Raw genomic sequence first — 22,258 nt, forward strand, 5'->3', positions numbered from 1 at the left:
TTATACAGCAAAAGGATGAGAAGGATAGCACTATCCTTCTCGAACCTTTAATTAATTATCGTTTCAAGTTAACGATTTCTTCAAGAATAGAGTCAGACGTTGTAATAATACGAGAGTTCGCTTGGAAACCACGTTGAGCTACGATCATTTCTGTAAATTCACTTGTCAAATCAACGTTAGACATTTCAAGCTGACCTGCTACGATTGAACCTGTACCTGTTTCAGCATTATTAGCTGTAGTCAATTCGATTGCACCATCAGTGATCGCATTTGGTGTTACACGATACAAGCTACCTCCAATTTTTTCCAAACCTTCAGGGTTAGTCACTTTAGCAACTCCCAAAGTCTGCCCAGTAGCTGTTGTACCATCAGCCAATGTATACAATAATTGACCATTTTGCTGAATAGTGAATGAAGTTGCTTCTTCTCCAACGACTACAGGAGCGCCATCACTATCTACTACATAAGCACCATCAGAAGTTACAAGGTTACGGTTAGCATCGACGTGAAAGTCCCCTGCGCGCGTTAAATAAGGAGTTTCTTGATCTTCAGATAATTTAACAGCGAAGAATCCATCACCATCTAGACGTAAGTCTGTAGGGTTGTTTGTTGTCTGTGCACTACCTGCTAAATGAAGAGTATCGATAGAAGATACAGATGAACCCAACCCGATTTGTTGAGCATTTACACCACCCGCTGTATCTGTAGGAGCCGAAGTTCCTTTGACTGTTTGGCTCAAAATATCCTGGAACATAACGCGAGATTGTTTGAAACCTACTGTATTTACATTGGCAATATTGTTACCAATAACATCTAATTTTGTTTGAAAGCCTTTCATACCTGAAATTCCTGAATATAAAGATCTTAACATTGTGTTTCCTCCTATGGATGTTCAATTAGTGGGTTGAGACTGCTTCAGTCGGTCGGCAGTCTCCTGACTTTCCAGTGATGGTCCAGTCAGCAATCAAATAATTACGGCACTGTCGATTTGAGTAAAAACGTTGTCTTTCATTGATTTGCCATCCATGGCGGTAACAACGGTCCGATTGGGTACATTCACTATTAAAGCAACGCTATTCTGCATGAGTATCAGTGACTCTTTAGCACCTTTGGCAGCGGCTTTATCTATTGCTTGATTTACACTTTTTAACTGATCTGCACTAAGTTCTATTCCTCGCTGCTCTAATCGTTTAGAAGCATGATTGCTGAACTTTAGTAATTTGTTATCTAAAATATTTTGAAAGTCAGATGTTGAATTTTCGTTGTTTACGTTTTTGGTACGTCCCAGTAGACCTGAATTGAGATTAGTCGGATATAACTGACCTACTTGGATAGGACCACTCATGATGAACCTTCTTCACTAGCCGGTGTTGTTGTATCCGTTACAGGTTCTGATGTTGTCGGTGTTGCTTCTGTAGGCGTACTTGCTTGTTCTCCTGAAGATGGAGTAGCTGTTTCTTCAGTAGTTGTAGTAGGCGTTGTTGCTGCTGGTTCAGTTGTTGTAGCTGGTGTTGTTGTTTCTACAGGTGCTGTTGGTGTCTCAGTTACGCCTGATGGTGTTGTTGTCGCTGGTGTAGGCGTTGTTGTATCTGTTTTGGTTGGTGTTGTCGTTGCATTTGCTGCTTCTACCATAGCAATGATACTAAGCGGAACCGCATTTTCTCCTACCTGCGCATATTGCACGCCAGCTTTGAGAACGATTGATCCTACAACTCCGGATTGATACGTTGTTGTTTTTTCACCTGTTGCACTATCGGTTTTTTCTTCAGGCCACGTGATTTTTTTACCGATCAATTGTGAAGAAGCTCCGAGTGAATTATCTACAGATGAACCTACAGAATCAATTTTTTTACCGATATTAATCAATTGTTCTAGTGAGGAGAACTGAGCCATCTGTCCGATAAATTCTGTGTTTTCCATAGGAGACATTGGATCTTGGTTTTTCAATTGAGCGACTAAGATAGTTAGAAATTGATCTTTACCTAGTTCACTTTTACTTGTCGATGCTGCTTTTTGTACATTGCCTGTTGAATAATTAGGCCACATGTTGGATGTTGATATTGCATCTGCCAATTATATTCACCTCCATTCGTTTATGCTTTCGCTACATACGTACTACCGTAATTCATAGTGCTTGATGCTGTAGCTGCTTTTGTTTCTTCGCGCCATTCTTTCAATTCACCATTCAACTCAACAGCAAGGATTGCATCATCATTTTGTTCTTCTCTTCCGTTAGAACGTCTTCCGGATTGTTGTTGACCTGCACTAGAACCAAATCCTTGTCCGCCGTTATACATCTGTGATTGTAATGAAGAACTTTGCGTTACTTCTAGCTTTTCAACTTGAAGCCCTTGAGATTGAAGTGCTGAACGTAATTGAGACATTTGCTGATCTAACATATCTTTAGCCATATGCTTTTCAGTAATAAACTGAGCTAACACTTGACCATTTTGTATCGTAATTTTGACATCCACTTGACCCAAGTTTTCCGGGTTTAAAGAGATAGTCGCTTCAGACATTCCTTTAACTTGTTGAACGTCTAATTTATTAACGATAAATTTACTCATTTCATCTGGAAAGTTCTGAATGTTTACTGTAGTAGTTGGCACTACAACTTTAGCGGTTGGAGCAGCTTCAGCACGCATTGCAAATTGTCCTACAGTCATTACTACTGGTTCAGGTTGCTCGTCTGATTGATCAGATGTTGCAGCTTGATCTCCACTTGCATCTTTCGCAGCATTTTGAACAATGCTTTGTACTGCACCTTGTTCAGCAGCTTTTTTCGTTTCATCCACTACTGTGATCTGTGCCGCTGTATTAGCTTTGGCTTCATCTTTAGGTGCTGTGATAATAGCTCCTTGATTATTTACAGAAGTTGTTACTGCATCAGGTGTTTGAGTACTCGCTTTTTGTAACATCGTTTGTAATCCTGTTAACAATTGTTCAAGTTCAGGATTAGCAGCCTGTGTACCATTTTTAACAGCTTGTAAAGTATCTACAATTTGTGTCACAGCATCTGCAACTGCAAAGCGAAGTGTTTCCGGGTTTTTCGCTAGATTGTTCATCGCTTCCTGACCTGTATTCAAAACGTTAGCACCTGTTACATTTTGTGCTTCTGTTCCTTCTGTAGAAGAAGTCTGTTCTGAAGAACCAGATAAAACTTGTTGAACTTGTGTTAGCCAACCTTGTAATGATTGAACAAGAGCAGGATCCGTTGTAATCGCTTGGTCCATATCTTGCAGTTTGTCTAACAAGTCATCTAGAAGTTTACCTACTTTTTCAACTTGTTCTCCATCTGTGCCCTCACCTGTAACATCAGTAGATTGCTGACCACCAGAAATCATCGCCTGTAGTGTTTCTAATAAAGAAGCAGCTGTACCCATAATTCCAGAAGCTGTTTGAGCTAGTGGATTAGCTGGTGTACCGTTTGTTCCCATCACTTGCACAAGAGCTTGATTAAATCCTGGAGCCGAAGCTACATTCGTACCTGATGCTTTGGTTGCCGTCGTTGCGCCTGCATTGCCTAATAAGTTTTGAAGTATCATACTCATTTATTATCACCTCCTTTAAGGAAAAGGTTAATAAGACAGACTTCCCAACTGTGCCCTATAGCCATACAATAGGAAATGCTTCCGACTGTTCTTATCATTATTAATTACCTGCCATAAGCTGATTAATAATTTTCACTGTTGCTGCTGGATCTTTAGTAGACATCGCAGAAAGGATTCCTGCTCTTGTAGTGTCATCCATTGTGTTTAACACTTTCAATACTTTCGCCTGGCTACCTTTAGCTGTTTGCAATAATAAATCTGCTGCACTAGCTGCTGGCATACTTGTAAATGTTTGAGCCAATGCTTGATCATCTAATTTAGAACTCGTAGTAGATGAAGCTGGTGTAGGAGCTACTGTTGTTGTAGCATTTTGCAAAGCTAGTGAAGTCACTGAAGCAACTTTGGCATCCATTTTTTGCAAAATTCCTGCTTGGTCTGTCGCATTCATTGCATTTAATATTTCTACTTGTTGAGGTGTAGTCATATTTTGCAAAATTGCTGCTGCTTTGGAAGAACTCATATTAGAGTATATTTTCGCAACATTCTTAACTTGTTTTTGATAATCATTAAGTGTTGATGTGCCTGTACTCGTAGTACCTGTAGCTGTTGTTCCAGTTGTCGTGCCTGTAGTTGCTGGTGTGGTTCCAGTCGTTGCCGGTGTTGTCGATGTTCCGTTCGTATTTGTTGTAGCATTCTTTTTAAGAGTCTCAATTTCTTTTGCTTGTTCTTCTTGAGTTGCTTTGGAAGCAGCAAGTTCTTTTTTTAATTTATCTACTGTAGCACTATCACTTTCTGATTGAGTAGTACTTGCAGTAGCACTACTACCTTTATCGGCAGAAGGCACCCAATTTTTCACTATAGGAATTTTGTCTAGTGTACTAAACATACTATTACGTAAATCTACGTTAAATAACATAACAATTACGCCAACTAATACAAGGGTAAACAGAATTGGAGTCGCAATAAAAAGGAATCTTCCCATTCCGCCTGATTCCTTTTCTACTTCCATTTCTGGACTTTTCTTCGCCACGGTAAACCTCCTTGATCACAACATGCTTATTTCTTATTAGCGTCATTCAGGTATAGTTTGGTGTATATATTACTTGGAGTTCATTACATACCGTACTGTAGCCATTTCATCAAGATCGTTTTGTTCACGAACCATATATTCATGATTGAATTTAGTCTTTGCTTTGTCTTTAGCTTGTAGCCATACTTTTTCATCTACCATTTTTTCAGTCAAATGAAGTTTTTTGTGTTCTACTTCTACTTGAGCTTCACGAATATCAACAATTTTGCGCGATATGCATTGGTCTAGATAAACGACGTAACGCTGTAAATCTTGCAATTCAGAAATAGGTGCTCTATTTTCAATTGCCTGATTAATCATTTCCAACGTGCGACCCTGATCTTCCAGCAGTTGATCTAATGTTTGTTCCTGTGCTTGTAATTCTCCCAGTGCTGAAGATAGGAGCCATTCTGCCTGGTTTTTTGCACTTGATTTAATATCAACAACTTTTTGAAAAGTATACTGGAATTTCATAATTTATCAGCTCCTCGCAAATTCGGCAATCATCTGTTCTTGTGCTCCAGATAGTGTCGTTTTTTCATGTACTTTTTGTTTGGTAAATCTCCATATATCCTGTATACGTTCAATGGCTTCATCAATATCAGGACTTGATCCTTTTTGATAAGCACCAATATTAATCAAATCTTCGGATTCTTTAAAAACAGACATTAATCGCTTCATGTTATCTGCTGCATCTGTCTGTTCTTCTTCTACGATGTCTTTCATAACCCGGCTAATACTTGCCAAGACATCAATAGCTGGGAACTGTCCTTTATTGGCAATAGAACGGTTTAGTACAATATGGCCGTCTAAGATACCTCTGACTGCATCGGCGATCGGTTCGTTCATATCATCACCATCTACCAACACCGTATAGAAAGCTGTGATAGAGCCTGTAGGACCTGTACCTGCTCGTTCTAGCAATTTAGGTAAGCCTGCAAATACAGATGGCGTATATCCTCTCATTGCTGGTGGTTCACCAACTGCTAACCCTACTTCACGTTGCGCCATAGCATAACGAGTGACAGAGTCCATCATGAACATCACATTCATTCCACGATCTCTGAAATATTCAGCTATCGTTGTAGCAATCAAAGCACCTTTGATACGAATGAGTGCAGGTTGATCAGATGTAGCTACGATAACTACAGAACGTTGTAGACCTTCTGGACCAAGATCGCGTTCGATAAAATCGCGTACTTCGCGTCCACGTTCTCCAATAAGTGCAATGACATTCACATCTGCTTCTGTATTACGAGCAATCATTCCCATTAACGTACTTTTACCAACACCAGAACCAGCGAAGATACCTACACGTTGACCTTTGCCTATTGTAAGCAGACCGTCTATTGCTCTTACTCCTATACTGATAGGATCTTGAACCCTTGGTCTTGAAAGTGGATTAGGCGGTGTATTGAATGTAGAATAATGAGTCATTCTAGCTGGAATCAATGAACCATCTAAAGGTTGACCCAATCCATCTAGCACTTTACCTAGTAGTTCTGAACCTACTTGAACCGTAAGTGGTTTACCTGTACCTACAACATCGCATCCAGGGCCAATCGATTGTAATTCACCGAGTGGCATCAATAGCACTTTATTATCTCGAAAGCCAACAACTTCTGCTCGTAAAGGAGCAATACCTTTGGTTGGATAGATGTAACACACATCACCAATACTTGCGTCCGGCCCTTCAGACTCAACCATTAATCCAATTACTTGAGTGACCTTGCCATTAATACGAACCGGATCAAGTTGTTTGAGATATTCTAAATACCTTGAAGAATTAAGATCCTGCATTACTATTCCCCCGCTCTTCGTCATGAAGCGCTAAGCGAACCAATTCTTTTTTAATTTCGCTTAGTTGAGTATCAATACGAGCATCTACACTACCAAATGCTGACCGAATGACACATCCGCGATCGATTACCGTCGAATCCGGTAAGATTTGAAGTTCTGCTTGAGAATCGATTGACAGTGTTAACTCTTCTCTAGCAGCATGTACAAAATCAAATTGACTAGGACTAATACATAATGTGATAACACCTTGTTCGCGTTTACGAGCCAGTGTTCTTTTGATGAGATCAATTACATAATCTTGTTGTTCTTCAAGCTTTTTATTGATTACTTTTTCAGCTATACCACAACTTAGATTAACTAAAAAAGGTTCTGCTTCTTGAATAATTTGTTCTTTTGCTTCATAAGCTTGACCCAGAACTGTTTGTGCTTCTTGCATAACTTCACTCATATGAATTTGCATTTCCGCTTCTACACGTTCTCGACCTTCTTCAAAGCCTTCTTGAAAAGCTTGTACTTTGATAGCTTCAATCAAATGTTCATCTTGCTGGCGACGTTCTTCCCACCAAGCTGCTATCGTTTCTTGAGCATTTTGGAGAATACGTTCTGCTTCCTCTGCTGCTTCGCGTACTTGACGTTCTGCAAATTCTTTGGCATCTGTCAGCATTTCTTCTTTTAAACGAACGGTATGTTCATCCACATGAGGTTGATCATAAGCATGTGGATGAGAAACCGTATAAGTGTCTTGAGTAGCTCCATCAGATTGCTTGTAATAATCACGGCTGAAATCGAGCTTTTTAAGCACTTCTACCGGAATATATTGGGATGATTTGATCAAATTAGACAATGATATCATCTCCTCCACCGCGTGCTATGATAATTTCACCTGACTCTTCAAGTCTTCTAATAATTCCCACTATACGAGTCTGTGCTTCTTCTACATCTTTCAAGCGGACAGGTCCCATAAATTCCATTTCTTCTTTGAATGTTTCAGCCATACGTTTGGACATATTTTTGAATACCGATTCGCGTACATCTTCGCTTGCCACTTTGAGTGCCAATTGAAGATCGGCATTTTCGACATCCCGTACAATCCGTTGAATCGAACGATCGTCGATATTGACAATATCTTCGAAAACAAACATCCGTTTTTTGATTTCTTCAGCAAGTTCAGGATCTTGAATTTCTAGTGAATCAAGGATCGTTCTTTCTGTTCCTCGGTCAACACCATTCAAGATTTGAACAATCGATTCGATACCACCCGCATTTGTATAATCCTGTGTAACCGTAGCTGATAATTTCTGCTCCAATACACGTTCAATTTGCGAAATAACTTCCGGTGATGTACTATCCATCATCGCCACTCTTCTTGCTACTTCAGCTTGCTTTTCCTGAGGTAGCGAAGAAAGAATAGCAGCCGCTTGTTCAAATTGTAGATAAGAAAGTACCAAAGCAATGGTTTGTGGATTTTCATTTTGAATAAAATTCAAAATCTGACTAGGATCAGCTTTACGAGCAAAATCGAACGGTCTTACTTGTAATGTAGCTGTTAGTCTGTTAATCACTTCAAGAGCTTTGTTTTCACCTAATGCTTTTTCCAAAATTTCTTTAGCGTAATTAATACCACCTTGAGAAATATATTCTTGAGCTAAGCAAATCTGATGAAATTCAGAAACGACTGAATCTTTCTCAGCACTTTCTACTTTACGTACATTAGCAATTTCAAGTGTTAATTGTTCTATTTCTTCATCACGTAGATGTTTAAATATTTGAGCCGATACTTCCGGTCCGAGTGAGATTAATAATATGGCTGCTTTTTGTCTTCCGTTAAGCGCCTGAGTACTTCCCTTTGCCATCGATTCACCTCTTATTCATCAGCAAGCCATGTACGTAATAAGTTAACAAATTCATCCGGTTTCTTTTTGGCAAGTGATTCAAGTTGCTTACGTACCTGACTATCATTCGTCAAGTTGTCCAAACTAATCGAAGGAAGCTCAGTTACTACTGGTAACAGCATATCTTCTTCATAGTCTCCTGTTTGTTGCTGTTTGCGACGACGTAAGATTATAAAGACAACAGCCGCGATAACAAGTGCTGCGATTGCTGCAATAATCCAAGTCATATTATTAGCAAAAAATCCTTGATCTGTTGTATCTGTAGCGAATGCTTGTGAGAACACATTTACTTTAGAAGCTAAAGCAGGATCATTTTCTGCATAGGTCACACCATTTTCTGATAACGAAGTTCTAACAATACTTTCAAGCATGGTTTGAACTTGTTTATTCAAATCAGATTGTTGCGTAACCGTTTGACCTGCTACTGGATCAATAGCTACATTAATTGTTAAATCTTTTACAAAATAAGGACTAGATACAATTTCATTATGAATTTTATTTACATCATAATTGATTGTACTTTGAGATTTTTCGGATTCGTTACTACCTGATGATGAACCACCTGGATACGTTGGAGTATCTGTACCTCCTGTTCCAGCAACACCACTATCTGGAGTAGAAGTACCTGTACTACTTTCTTGGATCTGCTGTGCACTGATTTCGATACCTTTCATATTCTCGACATCTACAGGCTCTACACGATCTTCTTTAGAATTTTTTTGATCAAAATTCAAGTTCGAAGCAACCAGTACATTTACACGTTCAGGTCCTAGCAATCTTCCCAAAAACTGTCTTACATTATTTTCAACATCTGCTTCATATTTTTTCTGTAAAGCCATGTTTTCTTGTACTGCTCCAGCCAACCCAGAAGGTCCGCCACCTTTAACGGTAGATACCAATTCACTACCATCTGTTCCATTCGTGATTGTAATATTCGCAATCGGTAAATGTGGAACAGCAGTACTTACTAAATTGTAATAACCATCAACTGCTTCTTGCGTTACACGAAATCCTGGTTTGAACTGCATAACTACTGATGCTGTTCCTGTATCTTCGTCTTCTGTACTAGCAAAAAGACTTTCTTCTGGTAAATTCACCAATACTTTCGCATTGCTTACTCCGTTCATCTGTTTGAGCAATTGCGATACTTCGCCATTCAAAGCGTTATTATATTTCACGTTAAATTCATTATCTGTCATACCAATAGCAGAAGAGCTTGCATTAAATTCGCTAAATCCGATCGTTCCGTTTTGCATTAATCCTTGTGATCCTACAGCGACTTTAGCTCTAGCAGCACTTTCACTTGCTACAGAAATGCTTGTACCATCGCTACTTAACTGGTAAGGAATACCTTGTCCATCTAAGTATTCCATAATTGCAGCGGAATCTGTAGCATCTAAGTTTTGGAATGCTACTTCATATTGGACTTTAGAAAATTGAATAGTTAGTACAACAATAGCAATAATAATAAATGCCAGCGTTGAGATCAGTAATATTTTTTGGTTTTTATTAAAATTCTTCCAGTATTGGACAAGTTTATCTCTATACTGGGCAACTCTTTCATTCACAATGTCACCCCACTCGAAACTATGCTATGGAACATATACAGCTACTTACAATTGAGTACGCATGATTTCCTGATAAGCTTCAAGCGCTTTGTTACGAACTTGAGAAACCATTTGTAGACTAAGTAGTGATTTCTCAGAGGCGACCATTACTTGATCCACATCTACTTGTCCTAGCAAGAACTTATCGTTCATCTGGTGAACTGTTTTCTCCTGTTGTCCAACTTGATTCATAGCATCTTCTAAGTAAGAACCAAATTGTTCCATTGCTTCACCAGGTGTTGCTTTGGCTTGTGTCGTCATTCCCGTCGTCATCTTCAAAGGGGATGCAGCATTGAACATTGTGTTCTCTATCATTATTTACCCCACCTTTCCATTTTTGATCGTTTATTTACCAATTTGTAAAGCTTTGGTAATCATTGCTTTGGAAGCATTAAGTGCAGTTACGTTAGCTTCATATGAACGCGAAGCCGATATCATGTCCACCATTTCTTTTAAATTATCGACGTTAGGCATTTTTACATAGCCATCTTTGTCTGCGTCTGGATGTGTCGGATTATATACAAGTTTGAAAGGTTCTGGATCTTCTTGAATGGCTGAAGCTTTAACACCGTTAATCCCGTTGCGGCTTCCATTCATTGCGGAATCAAGTGTATCTGCGAAAGATGGTTTGTTTGTCGATAACACAACTTCTTTACGACGGTAAGGAACAGCTTCACCATTAACGACTTGTGCTCTTGTTGTCTCTGCATTCGCAATATTGGAGGAGACAACATCCATTCGAAGTCGCTGTGCTGTTAACGCAGAAGCACTAATATCAAAACTGCTACTAATTCTCATGGATTAGCTTCCTCCTTGAATAGCGGTTCGCATCATTTTAATCTGATGGTTAATTTGTTCGATGTAAGCATTGTAACGAAGTTGGTTTTCAGCAAGGTTACTCATTTCTACATCCATATCAACATTGTTCAAGTTGTTGTTCATGACTGTACTTTGATTGCTAGTGACCATTGCTTGCGGAACAGAGTTAGTATTACCAATTTGGAAATGTCTTTTATCTTCAACTTTACCACTAAATGGCATTTGAGAATCATCCATTTGGCTTTGAAGCATATTTTCAAAAGAAACATCTGATCTTTTAAAATAAGGGGTATCTGCATTTGCTATATTGTTTGAAATTACTTGTTGTCGAAGTGTAGCAGCACCCATTGCTCCTTCTAATCTTTTAAATCCAACATCATTTAAAAGGTTCATTGACATCACTCCTTTCAATATCCATGCTGTTCTGGAAAGTAAATTCCATATTTTTATCATAATTCTTTTTTTTTCGACAAAATCATCACAAAACTCATTCTCAGTTTATAGCTCTTTGTGCGTCATTCTTCCTAAAATCTTATAACATAAGTTTCCTAGAGAATTGGTCATAACACAATGAGAATAAAGCCCTATCTTTTGACAAAAACTGAGTCTTTTTGTCTTGTTTTAAAAATATTCTTCCAAATTACATGAAGAAAATACCATTTGAGAACAATAAAACCATGTAATAATTGTCGATTATGCACGAATTTAACTAACTTAACTTTTAAAGTCTAATATTAATTTTAAATATTTTAGGTCTTTTATCATTCATCTTATCATGATAAAAATTAACCAAATAAGTTAATAGATGATCATAACTTATATTTTCACGACATATAGCCTAGTGCATATTACTTACTGCAAAATAATTTTTAAAGATTTTGTGAATTTTCTTGCGTCTAATCATTTATTTTTAGACAAATTTGCTTTTTTATAGAATAGTACATGCTGAGGAGAAATAATTTGCATGTTTGCGAAAATGAATCAATCATAACTTATTCATTGTAAAATGGCTAGTATAATATATACGTGTTGTTTACTATATCGGATCATCTAACAATAACTTGTACAACGTTTTTCTTTCTGTACTCATCATACCTCTTTCGCGACTACGAAAATATAGGAAAAAGGCGGGGAACTTTGAGAAACAGTACCCCACCTTTTTCCTAAAAAGATGATTTCCTATTCAATTTCGGTCTTTATCGACTAGTACAGGTGCTAGAGACGTAGCTCATTACAAAATATATTGACTTAAATCTCTGTTTTGAGCAATCTCACGTAATTTTTCTTGTACATATTGAGGTGTAATAATCATTTTCTCTAACGTCAATTCTGGCGCTTCAAAAGATAAATCTTCTAACAGTTTTTCTAAAATCGTATGCAAACGACGTGCACCGATATTCTCAGTGTTTTGATTAACTGCCGCTGCGATCGAAGCGATTTCTCGAATAGCTTCATTAGAAAATTCCAATTCTATATTTTCCGAACGTAAAAGATAGACATACTGTTTTGTTAATGCATTTTCAGGCTCTGTCAAAATATTTACAAAGTCCTCTAATGTCAAACTATCCAGTTCTACCCGAATCGGGAAGCGACCTTGCAATTCTGGAATCAGATCAGAAGGCTTAGACGTATGGAAAGCACCGGCTGCTATAAATAAAATATAATCTGTTTTGACCGGGCCATACTTCGTCATAATCGTAGAACCTTCTACAATCGGAAGGATATCACGCTGTACCCCTTCTCTAGAAACATCAGGGCCTGTACCACGCCCAGAACTGGTTACTTTATCTATCTCATCGATAAAAATAATACCCGTTTGTTCTGCACGACGTAGTGACTCTTGATTCACATCGTCCATATCCATCAATTTGTTCGCTTCTTGCTGTGTTAATATTTTGCGAGCATCTTTAATCGGAAGTTTACGTTTTTTTGTTTTTTTAGGTAAAAAGCTACCTAACATTTCTTGCATATTCATCCCCATTTGATCGTTGCCCTGACCTGCAAACATATCCATCAAAGAAGGCATAGAATCTTCTACTTCTACTTCAATCACATCATTTTCTAATTTGCCTGCTAATAGATCAAAACGCACTCTGCGTCTTTTATCTTGAATCGAACCATCTTGCTCAAAATTAGTCTGAGGTTCTTCCGTTTGATTTTGATTACCAAATAGCATTTCAAGCGGATTACGTTGTGATTTGTTTTTAAAGCCAGAAGGCACTAAAATTTCGACAATACGTTCATTTGCCATTTCTTCTGCTTGATCTTTTACTTTTTCAGTACGTTCCAATTTGACCATACGAATAGCTGTTTCTACAAGATCACGCACCATAGATTCTACATCTCGTCCAACATAACCTACTTCAGTAAACTTGGTTGCTTCTACTTTGATAAACGGAGCATGAACGAGCTTCGCGAGCCTACGGGCAATCTCTGTTTTACCTACACCTGTTGGCCCGATCATCAAAATATTTTTTGGTACAATCTCATCCTGTATATTTTCAGGCAAAAGACTACGGCGATAACGATTACGAAGTGCAACTGCAACCGATTTTTTAGCATTTTTTTGTCCAACAATATACTTATCCAATTCGGTAACTATTTCTCTAGGGGTCAAAGCAGTGGTTGTCATGATCTTACCTCCATATCGATAAAAGTAGTGAACTGATAGTAACTATAGTGATTAAACAGTATAACGATTATATAAAAACCGGTGCTTATCGCACCTGTTACTAAAGTACGCAGTAGCACCGGTCCATCTTACAATTCTTCTACAATAATATTATCATTCGTATATACACAAATTTCCGCAGCGATATGCAGTGAAGCTTCCACAATGTCTTTTGCTTCTAAATCTTTACCATGACGTTTAAGTGCACGTGCAGCAGACAAAGCAAAATTACCTCCAGAACCGATCGCAATAACATCGTCATCCGGTTCGATAATTTCTCCGCCACCAGAGATTAACAAAATTCCGCTTTGATCCATAACAATCAATAAAGCTTCTAATTTGCGAAGTACACGATCAGAACGCCATTCTTTAGCAAGCTCTACCGCAGCACGTTGCAAATTACCATGATGCTCTTCAAGCTTCGCTTCAAACTTTTCAAATAACGTAATCGCATCAGCTACCGAACCAGCAAATCCAGCTAATACTTGTCCACGATAGAGGCGACGTATTTTTTTAGCATGTTGCTTCATAATAACATTTTGTCCGAATGTGACTTGACCATCACCAGCTATAGCTGCTTTACCATTGTGACGAACAGCACATATCGTTGTAGCGTGAAATGAGAGATCCATTTATACTTCCCCTCCTCTACATAATCAAACGTGAATTATTGTGTAACTTCTGTTTGCTCTAGCTCAAAAAAAGTTTTAATACTTTCTAAAGCCTGATTTGCCAGCATTTCATTTTTTTCTTTTTTATTACGAATACGTTTTTCTGGTTTAGGTAATAGACCAAAATTAGCATTCATCGGTTGGAAATGATCTGGATCAGCATGTGTAATATAGTGAGCCATACTTCCTAGTGTACTCTCCAAAGGTAAATGAAGCAATTCTTGCCCTTTAGCTAGACGTGCAGCATTCATACCAGCAATCAAACCAGATGCGGCAGATTCTACATATCCTTCTACACCTGTCATCTGTCCGGCAAAGAAAATACGATGATCATTTTTAAGCTGATATGTATCTTCTAACAGCTTAGGAGAATTGATAAACGTATTACGATGCATCACACCAAAACGAACATACTCTGCATTTTCAAGACCAGGAATCATAGAAAATACACGACGTTGCTCGCCCCATTTCAAATGCGTTTGGAATCCAACTAGATTATAAAGAGTACCTGCTGCATTATCTTGACGCAATTGAACAACCGCATAAGGCAATTCACCTGTATGAGGATTAACCAAACCTACTGGTTTCATCGGTCCAAATAAAGCTGTTTGTCTACCACGTTTCATCATCACTTCGATAGGCATACAACCTTCAAAATAGATTTCTTTTTCAAAATCTTTTAATTGAGCCGTTTCTGCTTCGATCAGTGCTTCATAAAACGCATTGAACTCTTCTTCGTTCATCGGGCAGTTCAGGTAAGCGGCTTCACCTTTATCATAACGCGAAGCTAAATAAACTTTATTCATATCAATTGAATCTTTTTCTACAATAGGAGCTGCTGCATCATAGAAATAGAAATATTCTTCACCTAAAAGTAATTGAATTTGTTGCGACAATGCAGGCGATGTTAAAGGTCCTGTCGCAATAACCACAATACCGTCTGTAGGAATTTGTTGTAATTCTTCATTAACTACGGTCACCAAAGGATGATTGTGTAGCGTAGAAGTAATCTCACCAGAGAATCCATCACGATCTACAGCAAGTGCTCCACCGGCTGGAACGGCATGACGATCTGCTGCTCCAAGAACTAACGAATTCAGCATACGCATTTCTTCTTTCATTACGCCTACTGCATTTGCTAAAGTATTGGAACGTAAAGAGTTACTACATACCAACTCTGCAAATTGATTTGTATGATGCGCTGGTGTTTTTACCACAGGACGCATTTCGTATAAGGTAACAGGTACACCTTGACTTGCGATTTGCCAGGCTGCTTCACTACCTGCAAGACCTGCTCCAATAACCGTTACTTTTTGAATATCTGACACAATAAAAAACCTCCTGCATAATGCACTTAATCTAAATAGTTATAACTTGCACCCTGTTTGAATAAACAAGATACAAGTTATGATAGGTAACGTGGATCCAAAAGATCCACACTGTATTTAATGATACGTATTATACGTGAAAAAGTCTCAAAATCCTATTTTGTAGAAAGGAAACGTTAATCCACCTCTAATGCCTCATCTTCTGGTTCTTCCACCATTTCAGTATGATCACAATGAGTACATTGCAACTTCACACCTTGTTTGTTACGTTTTTCGACCATCATTGATTCACAGACTGGACAAGGTTTAGGTGATGGACGATCCCATGATACAAAATCACAATCAGGATAACGATCGCAACCGTAGAATACCCGACCCTTTTTACTACGGCGTTCAACGACATGCCCTTCTTTACATGTTGGACAAGTAACCCCAATATCTTTAATAATCGGTTTGGTGTTACGACAATCTGGGAAACCAGAACATGCCAGGAATTTACCAAAGCGTCCTAATTTATAAACCATTGGCAATCCACATTTGTCACACAGCTCGTCAGACACTTCGTCTTCGATCTCAATTTCTTTCATTTCTTCTTCAGCAAATTCTAAGCGTTTTTCAAAAGATTCGTAAAATTCACTTAATACGTGAACCCAGTCTTCTTCCCCATCTTCCACATGGTCCAAGTTCTGTTCCATATTCGCTGTAAACTCAGCATTTAATATTTCAGGGAAAAATTCTTCCATCTGCTGAATAACCAATTCGCCCAGTTCTGTCGGCATAAATTTCTTTTCTTCAATCGCGACATAACCACGTTTTTGAATCGTTTCGAGTGTAGGTGCATACGTACTTGGTCGTCCTATCCCTAACTCTTCTAACGTTTTTACTAGACGTGCCTCTGTATAGCGTGGCGGCGGTTGAGTGAAATGCTGTTTGGGTTCAATCTCTTCTTTTTGAAGTTGATCGCCTTGAGCAAGTGGTGGTAAAAATTTGTCGCCTTCTTCTTTACCATCATCATTGCCTTCAACATATAATTTCATAAATCCTTGAAAACGTACTTTGGAACCTACCGCACGAAAAGTAGTAGGACCTGCTGCAATATCAACAGATAATGTATCCAATACTGCGGAAGACATTTGACTTGCGGCAAACCGTTCCCAAATCAATTTATAAAGACGGAATTGATCACGACTCATTAATGGTTTGAGAGAATCTGGATCACGTACAGCAGACGTAGGACGGATCGCTTCATGCGCATCTTGAGAATTAGCAGCTTTTTTAGAATATTGGCGTGGTTCATCAGGAACAAACTCTTTACCGTATTTTTCTAAAATAAACTCTTTCACTTCTTCTTGTGCTGATGCAGCGATACGAGTAGAATCTGTACGCATGTAAGTAATAAGACCAACAGTACCTTCTTTGCCTAGATCAATACCTTCATACAACTGCTGAGCTACAGACATTGTTTTTGCTGCACGGAAATTCAATTTACGAGCGGCTTCTTGTTGTAAAGAAGATGTAGTAAATGGAGCTGAAGGATGACGCAAACGCTCACGCTCTTTTACATTGGTGACTTCAAAAGAAGAATCTCCAATAGCCGCCAAAATTTCTTTAACTTCTTCTTCATTATGAAGGTCTTTTTTCTCACCGTTCAATTTGTTGAACTTGGCTTCGAACGTAGTATCATTAATCGTTAACTTCGCTGTAATACTCCAGTACTCTTCAGCTACGAAATCAGAGATTTCATTTTCACGATCAATAATAATTTTAACAGCTACAGATTGTACACGACCTGCGGACAAACCTTTTTTTACTTTTTTCCATAATAATGGACTGATTTTATAACCCACCAAGCGATCTAATATACGACGCGCTTGTTGTGCGTTAACAAGATCCATATTAATTTGGCGTGGTGTTTTGAAAGCATCTTTGACTGCTTGTTTGGTGATTTCGTTAAAAACAACTCTACACATTTCGGATTCGCCAACATCAAGCGCATGGGCTAAGTGCCAAGCGATTGCTTCACCTTCGCGATCCGGATCGGCTGCGAGATAGACTTTTTTTACTTTTTTACGGGCATCTTTTAATTCTTTGAGGATAGAGCCTTTGCCACGAATAGTGATATATCTAGGATCAAAATTATGCTCTACATCAACACCGATTTGGCTTTTCGGCAAATCTCGAACGTGTCCCATGGATGCTTTCACAATATACTTACTGCCCAGGTACTTACCGATTGTTTTCGCTTTCGCTGGTGATTCTACAATAACAAGTGTATCTGCCATTAGGTTCGTCCCCCTTTCATTTTATCTTTTATGTGATTTATATTAAGGTATATAACGCGCCAGAGCGTTGACTGATCTGTTTTTTTATGATTAAAGATAACAGAACCGTATGCAAAAGTCCAAAATCAAAATTCGATTGAACATGAAGTTCATCGATTGTTGCATCACCCTGCTCCAATATAAGGTATATCGTTTTTTCGTCTGTTGTCAAATCGAATTTTTGAGAAAAGGGTGAAATCGAAGCATTTGAGTCGCTAATTTCACTGGAATTTTCTTTCATTTCGTACGGATTATCACACCGTTTAATTAAACTTGAATCATATTCCTTCATTATATCTTCTGTAGATGTAACCAGAATGGCTCCTTGTTTGAGTAAAGAAAGTGTACCCTGACTTTTAGGAGAAGTGATCGGACCCGGTACAGCAAATACATCACGATTCTGTTCCATTGCAAAATCGGCTGTAATTAACGATCCACTTCTAGCATCTGCTTCGACAACAACAGAACCATACGAAAGCCCTGATATAATTCGATTACGCTGTGGAAATAGACCTGGCGAAGATTTGGTTCCTATTGGATACTCGGACAAAATCAATCCTTGATCTGCTATTCGATGATACAGTGAACGATTTTCCGCTGGATAGATCATATCAATAGCTGTACCTAGTACTGCGATTGTTGATCCATTTACTCTAAGCGCCGCATCGTGACAGACACTATCTATTCCTCGAGCCATCCCGCTTACTATCGTAACACCACGTTCTGCCATTTCACCAGCAAGTAACTCACCAACTTTACGACCATAAGCTGTCGGAACCCTTGTTCCAACCATACCTATACAGAAGCTCGATAATAATTCTAATCTTCCTTTAGCATATAAGATCCAGGGTGGTTGAAAAGTTTCCTTCATTAAAGTAGGATACTCTTCATCTAGCATAGTAATAATATGAATCCCTTGATCTTTATACTTCTTCATTTTGGACATCAGATATTCCGGTTGTAACTGCTGTGGTAAAGATTGAGCAACTTTTTCAGGCATGCCTAATCCACGCCAGCTTCCGGCATCCCATTCCGGCAGTTCGCGCAGATCTACATGGTTCTGTAATATATCGCTCATTCTTTTCCAACCTATTCCAGAAGCTTCACATAGTCCAAGCCATATTAATTTCTCATTCATAATATAATCTCCTTTTCAGGAGCAGGAACAAATCATCCTTCTCCATTTAATCGTAAACCTAACTATTTTGCAAGCGTTTACTTCATTTTTAGGTATTTTCTTCCATTATTTAGAGCTGTTTTTTCAAAATAAACGAAAAAGAACGCAAAAAAAGCAACCTTTGTCTCCTCAAGAGAATACAAAGGTTGCTTACCTTATACGTCTGTCACTATCTAATTACACCCATTATAAAGAACAGGCCATTAAAAGTCTATACCGATAGATTAAAGTTCTTTTTAGTGCGTAGTGCACTCACTTAAAAGACCTTTTTCTTCTAAAACTTCAACAAGTGTTGAACCCATTTCAGAAGGAGTAGGTGCTACTTTAATACCGCAAGATTCTAATTTAGCAATTTTTTCAGCAGCAGTACCTTTACCACCGGAAATGATTGCGCCTGCATGTCCCATACGTTTGCCTGGAGGAGCTGTTGCGCCGCCGATAAAGCCTACAACAGGCTTCGTCATATTCGCTTCAATCCACTCTGCAGCTTCTTCTTCTGCTGTACCACCGATCTCACCGATCATGATAACAGCACGTGTATTGGGATCTTCGTTAAATAATTTCAGAATATCAATAAATTCTGAACCTTTTACTGGATCTCCACCGATACCTACTGCAGACGATTGACCAATTCCACGAGTAGACAATTGATGAACAGCTTCATACGTTAATGTACCACTACGTGATACAACACCTACATAACCTGGCTTGTGAATGTAACCTGGCATAATACCAATTTTACACTCACCTGGTGTAATCACACCCGGGCAGTTAGGTCCGATAAGAACTGTTTTCTTGCCTTCTAGATAACGGGATACTTTGACCATATCCAATACTGGAATACCTTCTGTAATACAGATAACCAAATCTAGTTCAGCATCGATTGCTTCAAGAATAGAATCAGCTGCAAATGCAGGAGGTACATAGATAACACTTGCTGTAGCACCAGTTTTTTGTTTGGCTTCTACAACTGTATTAAAGACTGGCAATTTTACAGTTTTGCCATCTTCGAGTGTAATCTCAACATCAGTTCCACCTTTACCAGGTGTTACGCCGCCTACCATTTGAGTACCGTAATCTAGCGCACCCTTAGTATGAAAGAGTCCTGTTGCCCCGGTGATACCCTGAGTGATGACTTTTGTATGCTTATCTACCAAAATACTCATTGTTTAGACACAGCTCCTATCACTTAATTTAGGTCCTGGATTTTATACGAGAGCTACGATCTTCTGTGCTCCGTCCGCCATAGAATCCGCGGCAACGATGTTTAGCCCTGATTCAGCGAGAATTTGTTTACCTAAATCTACGTTCGTACCTTCAAGTCTTACAACTAAAGGACGATCCAGACCGATTTGTTTGGCAGCTTCAACTACACCGTTAGCAATAACATCGCAACGCATAATACCACCAAATATATTAATGAAAATACCTTTTACACTACTATCGGACAAAATAATTTTGAAAGCTTCTGTTACTTTCTCCGTTGTTGCACCGCCCCCTACGTCAAGGAAGTTAGCCGGTTCGCCGCCATAATATTTGATAATATCCATTGTAGCCATCGCTAAACCTGCACCGTTGACCATACAACCGATGTTACCATCAAGAGCGATATAACTTAGATCGTATTTAGAAGCTTCAATTTCTTTTGCATCTTCTTCATCCAGATCACGAAGTTCAAGAATATCAGGATGTCTAAAGATCGCATTAGAATCAAAGTTCAATTTCGCATCCAAAGCAATTACTTCACCATCGCCTGTTACAACCAGCGGATTGATTTCTGCAATTGAGCAATCTTTTTCGATAAAAGCAGTATACAAGGCAGTCATAAATTTAGCTGCTTTGTTCACTTGCTTAGTAGGAATATTGATTGCATATGCTAGTTTGCGAGCTTGGAACATTTGTAGCCCAATAGCCGGATCTACAGTTTCACGGAAAATCTTTTCAGGTGTTTTTTCAGCGACTTCTTCAATCTCAGTGCCGCCTTCTTCAGAAGCCATCATGACGACTCTACCTGTAGCACGATCGATAACAACGCCTATGTAATATTCTTTTTGAATATCACAGCCTTCTTCGATTAGAAGTCGTTTTACTTCTTTTCCTTCAGGTCCTGTCTGATGCGTTACAAGCACTTTACCCAAAATTTCTTGAGCATACGTACGTACTTCATCTAGACTTTTAGCTACTTTAACTCCGCCAGCTTTACCTCGGCCACCAGCGTGAATTTGAGCTTTGACAACACACACTGGGCTGCCCAGTGACTGAGCTGCTTCTACAGCTTCTTCTACCGTGAAAGCAACTTTACCTTCCGGTACTACTACTCCGTACTGTTTAAGTACTTGTTTTCCCTGATATTCATGGATATTCATTCAATAAATCCTCCTATCAACATGAATGCATTCCGGCAACATCACCCGGCAAATCAATAACCTTCAATATTGTAACATGTTTTTAAAACGCTTTCCTTAAAAATTTCGCCAATTTACTCCATTTACTGGAAGTTATCTTGAGTAAGCTAGCTCTTACTTAATATATCATGTATACGCTATCAAAGTAAAAAAATAAACACCCTTTTACCAAATTTCGATAAAAGGGCTGATTTTAAAGCTTTATTCTATTGCACAAGATACACGTATTTTGTATCCATTAAGACTTGTTATTCGCCATTTCGACATTCGTTTGGTGAATGTTATGAAGTAGCTGTTTAAATTCACCTAATAATTCTTCTAGCTTCTTCGTATTCATACATGTTCCGGTTAAAACATCATTCGGAATATTAACTGCTTCTTCTTGCAAATTTTGACCGGCTTCAGTCAATGTAATATGCACTTTACGCTCATCTTCTGTAGAACGCTTACGAATAATTAAGCCTGCTGCTTCCAGACGTTTAAGTAATGGAGTCAATGTACCTGAATCCAAATACAACGCATTTCCTAATTCTTTAACTGTACATTCTTGTTTCTCCCATAAAACAATCATCACTAAATATTGAGAATAAGTTACTCCCAAACGATCTAGCAATGGCTGATACATTTTAGTCATCTCACGAGAAGAAGCATAAATAGCAAAACAAAGTTGATTTTCAAGCTTTAACTGCGGGTGTGGATACTCATTTGATTCTGTAGTCATGCTATATCACCTACCTATAATTAATATGAAATATAAATATTCTTATCTAATATTTACCCAAAACGACAAAATTAGTGACGAACAAGAGTGTGCGAAATCTACTTTATACGTATGATTATATCATAAAATCTACTGATTTACATAAATATAGCGAAAAATATTTTACTTTTCATATTAATTGTGTTAAATTTAATTTTGTAAAATAAATCGTTCGAAAAGGTGGAGT

General features: G+C 38.4%; 21 protein-coding genes. All 21 read right to left on the reverse strand.

Going from position 1 to position 22,258, the window contains the following annotated elements; all coding sequences use genetic code 11:
* Positions 1-55 precede the first annotated feature (55 nt).
* The 21 genes from flgG to QCD85_RS00560 all read right to left on the reverse strand — a co-directional run bounded on the left by flgG (position 56) and on the right by QCD85_RS00560 (position 22,032).
* Positions 56-871, reverse strand: coding sequence for a flagellar basal body rod protein FlgG (gene flgG / locus QCD85_RS00460; protein ID WP_273615775.1), 816 nt, complete (start codon positions 869-871; stop codon positions 56-58).
* Between the two features lie 93 nt (positions 872-964).
* Complete coding sequence (locus tag QCD85_RS00465; RefSeq protein WP_069327378.1) at positions 965-1,345, reverse strand: TIGR02530 family flagellar biosynthesis protein; 381 nt, start codon at positions 1,343-1,345, stop codon at positions 965-967.
* Complete coding sequence (locus QCD85_RS00470; RefSeq protein ID WP_301261333.1) at positions 1,342-2,073, reverse strand: flagellar hook capping FlgD N-terminal domain-containing protein; 732 nt, start codon at positions 2,071-2,073, stop codon at positions 1,342-1,344. Before QCD85_RS00470 ends, QCD85_RS00465 begins: the two co-directional genes overlap by 4 nt.
* A 20-nt stretch (positions 2,074-2,093) precedes the next feature.
* Positions 2,094-3,551, reverse strand: a complete 1,458-nt coding sequence (locus tag QCD85_RS00475; protein WP_301261334.1) for a flagellar hook-length control protein FliK — start codon at positions 3,549-3,551, stop codon at positions 2,094-2,096.
* Between the two features lie 100 nt (positions 3,552-3,651).
* Positions 3,652-4,581 carry a magnesium transporter MgtE N-terminal domain-containing protein gene (locus QCD85_RS00480; RefSeq protein WP_301261335.1) on the reverse strand — a complete coding sequence of 310 codons (930 nt, stop codon included), beginning with the start codon at positions 4,579-4,581 and terminating at the stop codon, positions 3,652-3,654.
* A gap of 69 nt (positions 4,582-4,650) precedes the next feature.
* Positions 4,651-5,094: a flagellar export protein FliJ gene (fliJ, locus tag QCD85_RS00485; protein ID WP_273615772.1), complete on the reverse strand. Its 444-nt coding sequence runs from the start codon at positions 5,092-5,094 to the stop codon at positions 4,651-4,653.
* Positions 5,095-5,100: 6 nt separating this feature from the next.
* Positions 5,101-6,420, reverse strand: a complete 1,320-nt coding sequence (fliI, locus tag QCD85_RS00490; protein WP_273615771.1) for a flagellar protein export ATPase FliI — start codon at positions 6,418-6,420, stop codon at positions 5,101-5,103.
* Positions 6,407-7,273 carry a FliH/SctL family protein gene (locus QCD85_RS00495; RefSeq protein ID WP_441005588.1) on the reverse strand — a complete coding sequence of 289 codons (867 nt, stop codon included), beginning with the start codon at positions 7,271-7,273 and terminating at the stop codon, positions 6,407-6,409. Before QCD85_RS00495 ends, fliI begins: the two co-directional genes overlap by 14 nt.
* The gene (gene fliG / locus QCD85_RS00500) at positions 7,257-8,273 is read right to left on the reverse strand and encodes a flagellar motor switch protein FliG (RefSeq protein ID WP_069327385.1); all 1,017 of its coding nucleotides are present in this window, start codon (positions 8,271-8,273) and stop codon (positions 7,257-7,259) included. Before fliG ends, QCD85_RS00495 begins: the two co-directional genes overlap by 17 nt.
* Before the next feature lie 11 nt (positions 8,274-8,284).
* The gene (gene fliF / locus QCD85_RS00505) at positions 8,285-9,880 is read right to left on the reverse strand and encodes a flagellar basal-body MS-ring/collar protein FliF (RefSeq protein WP_273615769.1); all 1,596 of its coding nucleotides are present in this window, start codon (positions 9,878-9,880) and stop codon (positions 8,285-8,287) included.
* Positions 9,881-9,925: 45 nt separating this feature from the next.
* Positions 9,926-10,234 (reverse strand): flagellar hook-basal body complex protein FliE, encoded by a 309-nt coding sequence (gene fliE, locus QCD85_RS00510; RefSeq protein ID WP_069327387.1) that lies wholly within the window; start codon positions 10,232-10,234, stop codon positions 9,926-9,928.
* Positions 10,235-10,264: 30 nt separating this feature from the next.
* The gene (gene flgC, locus QCD85_RS00515; protein WP_069327388.1) at positions 10,265-10,717 is read right to left on the reverse strand and encodes a flagellar basal body rod protein FlgC; all 453 of its coding nucleotides are present in this window, start codon (positions 10,715-10,717) and stop codon (positions 10,265-10,267) included.
* A 3-nt stretch (positions 10,718-10,720) separates the two neighbouring features.
* Positions 10,721-11,131, reverse strand: coding sequence for a flagellar basal body rod protein FlgB (gene flgB, locus QCD85_RS00520; protein WP_273615768.1), 411 nt, complete (start codon positions 11,129-11,131; stop codon positions 10,721-10,723).
* Positions 11,132-11,969: 838 nt separating this feature from the next.
* The gene (gene hslU, locus QCD85_RS00525; protein ID WP_301261337.1) at positions 11,970-13,370 is read right to left on the reverse strand and encodes an ATP-dependent protease ATPase subunit HslU; all 1,401 of its coding nucleotides are present in this window, start codon (positions 13,368-13,370) and stop codon (positions 11,970-11,972) included.
* Between the two features lie 128 nt (positions 13,371-13,498).
* A complete protein-coding gene (gene hslV / locus QCD85_RS00530) occupies positions 13,499-14,041 on the reverse strand; it encodes an ATP-dependent protease subunit HslV (protein WP_204824583.1) in 543 nt (180 codons plus the stop codon).
* A gap of 35 nt (positions 14,042-14,076) precedes the next feature.
* Positions 14,077-15,408 (reverse strand): FADH(2)-oxidizing methylenetetrahydrofolate--tRNA-(uracil(54)-C(5))-methyltransferase TrmFO, encoded by a 1,332-nt coding sequence (gene trmFO / locus QCD85_RS00535; protein ID WP_301261338.1) that lies wholly within the window; start codon positions 15,406-15,408, stop codon positions 14,077-14,079.
* 176 nt (positions 15,409-15,584) lie between these two features.
* On the reverse strand, positions 15,585-17,690 hold the full coding sequence (gene topA, locus QCD85_RS00540) for a type I DNA topoisomerase (protein ID WP_273615766.1): 2,106 nt from the start codon (positions 17,688-17,690) through the stop codon (positions 15,585-15,587).
* 37 nt (positions 17,691-17,727) lie between these two features.
* A complete protein-coding gene (gene dprA, locus QCD85_RS00545; protein WP_301261339.1) occupies positions 17,728-18,867 on the reverse strand; it encodes a DNA-processing protein DprA in 1,140 nt (379 codons plus the stop codon).
* 275 nt (positions 18,868-19,142) lie between these two features.
* Positions 19,143-20,072, reverse strand: coding sequence for a succinate--CoA ligase subunit alpha (gene sucD / locus QCD85_RS00550; protein ID WP_273615764.1), 930 nt, complete (start codon positions 20,070-20,072; stop codon positions 19,143-19,145).
* A gap of 42 nt (positions 20,073-20,114) precedes the next feature.
* A complete protein-coding gene (sucC, locus tag QCD85_RS00555) occupies positions 20,115-21,272 on the reverse strand; it encodes an ADP-forming succinate--CoA ligase subunit beta (protein ID WP_273615763.1) in 1,158 nt (385 codons plus the stop codon).
* 277 nt (positions 21,273-21,549) lie between these two features.
* Positions 21,550-22,032: a MarR family winged helix-turn-helix transcriptional regulator gene (locus QCD85_RS00560; RefSeq protein ID WP_273615762.1), complete on the reverse strand. Its 483-nt coding sequence runs from the start codon at positions 22,030-22,032 to the stop codon at positions 21,550-21,552.
* Positions 22,033-22,258: the final 226 nt, after the last annotated feature.

It is taken from the genome of Paenibacillus sp. PsM32, from assembly GCF_030433815.1.
GTDB classification, from domain to species: domain Bacteria; phylum Bacillota; class Bacilli; order Paenibacillales; family Paenibacillaceae; genus Saccharibacillus; species Saccharibacillus kyungheensis.

Excerpts from the sequence above, each read along its gene's own strand:
- flgG (WP_273615775.1), bottom strand. The coding sequence starts at position 871 with ATGTTAAGATCTTTATATTCAGGAATTTCAGGTATGAAAGGCTTTCAA.
- QCD85_RS00465 (WP_069327378.1), bottom strand. The coding sequence starts at position 1,345 with ATGAGTGGTCCTATCCAAGTAGGTCAGTTATATCCGACTAATCTCAAT.
- QCD85_RS00475 (WP_301261334.1), bottom strand. The coding sequence starts at position 3,551 with ATGAGTATGATACTTCAAAACTTATTAGGCAATGCAGGCGCAACGACG.
- fliJ (WP_273615772.1), bottom strand. The coding sequence starts at position 5,094 with ATGAAATTCCAGTATACTTTTCAAAAAGTTGTTGATATTAAATCAAGT.
- fliI (WP_273615771.1), bottom strand. The coding sequence starts at position 6,420 with ATGCAGGATCTTAATTCTTCAAGGTATTTAGAATATCTCAAACAACTT.
- QCD85_RS00495 (WP_441005588.1), bottom strand. The coding sequence starts at position 7,273 with ATGATATCATTGTCTAATTTGATCAAATCATCCCAATATATTCCGGTA.
- fliG (WP_069327385.1), bottom strand. The coding sequence starts at position 8,273 with ATGGCAAAGGGAAGTACTCAGGCGCTTAACGGAAGACAAAAAGCAGCC.
- fliE (WP_069327387.1), bottom strand. The coding sequence starts at position 10,234 with ATGATAGAGAACACAATGTTCAATGCTGCATCCCCTTTGAAGATGACG.
- flgC (WP_069327388.1), bottom strand. The coding sequence starts at position 10,717 with ATGAGAATTAGTAGCAGTTTTGATATTAGTGCTTCTGCGTTAACAGCA.
- flgB (WP_273615768.1), bottom strand. The coding sequence starts at position 11,131 with ATGAACCTTTTAAATGATGTTGGATTTAAAAGATTAGAAGGAGCAATG.
- hslU (WP_301261337.1), bottom strand. The coding sequence starts at position 13,370 with ATGACAACCACTGCTTTGACCCCTAGAGAAATAGTTACCGAATTGGAT.
- hslV (WP_204824583.1), bottom strand. The coding sequence starts at position 14,041 with ATGGATCTCTCATTTCACGCTACAACGATATGTGCTGTTCGTCACAAT.
- topA (WP_273615766.1), bottom strand. The coding sequence starts at position 17,690 with ATGGCAGATACACTTGTTATTGTAGAATCACCAGCGAAAGCGAAAACA.
- dprA (WP_301261339.1), bottom strand. The coding sequence starts at position 18,867 with ATGAATGAGAAATTAATATGGCTTGGACTATGTGAAGCTTCTGGAATA.
- sucD (WP_273615764.1), bottom strand. The coding sequence starts at position 20,072 with ATGAGTATTTTGGTAGATAAGCATACAAAAGTCATCACTCAGGGTATC.
- sucC (WP_273615763.1), bottom strand. The coding sequence starts at position 21,272 with ATGAATATCCATGAATATCAGGGAAAACAAGTACTTAAACAGTACGGA.
- QCD85_RS00560 (WP_273615762.1), bottom strand. The coding sequence starts at position 22,032 with ATGACTACAGAATCAAATGAGTATCCACACCCGCAGTTAAAGCTTGAA.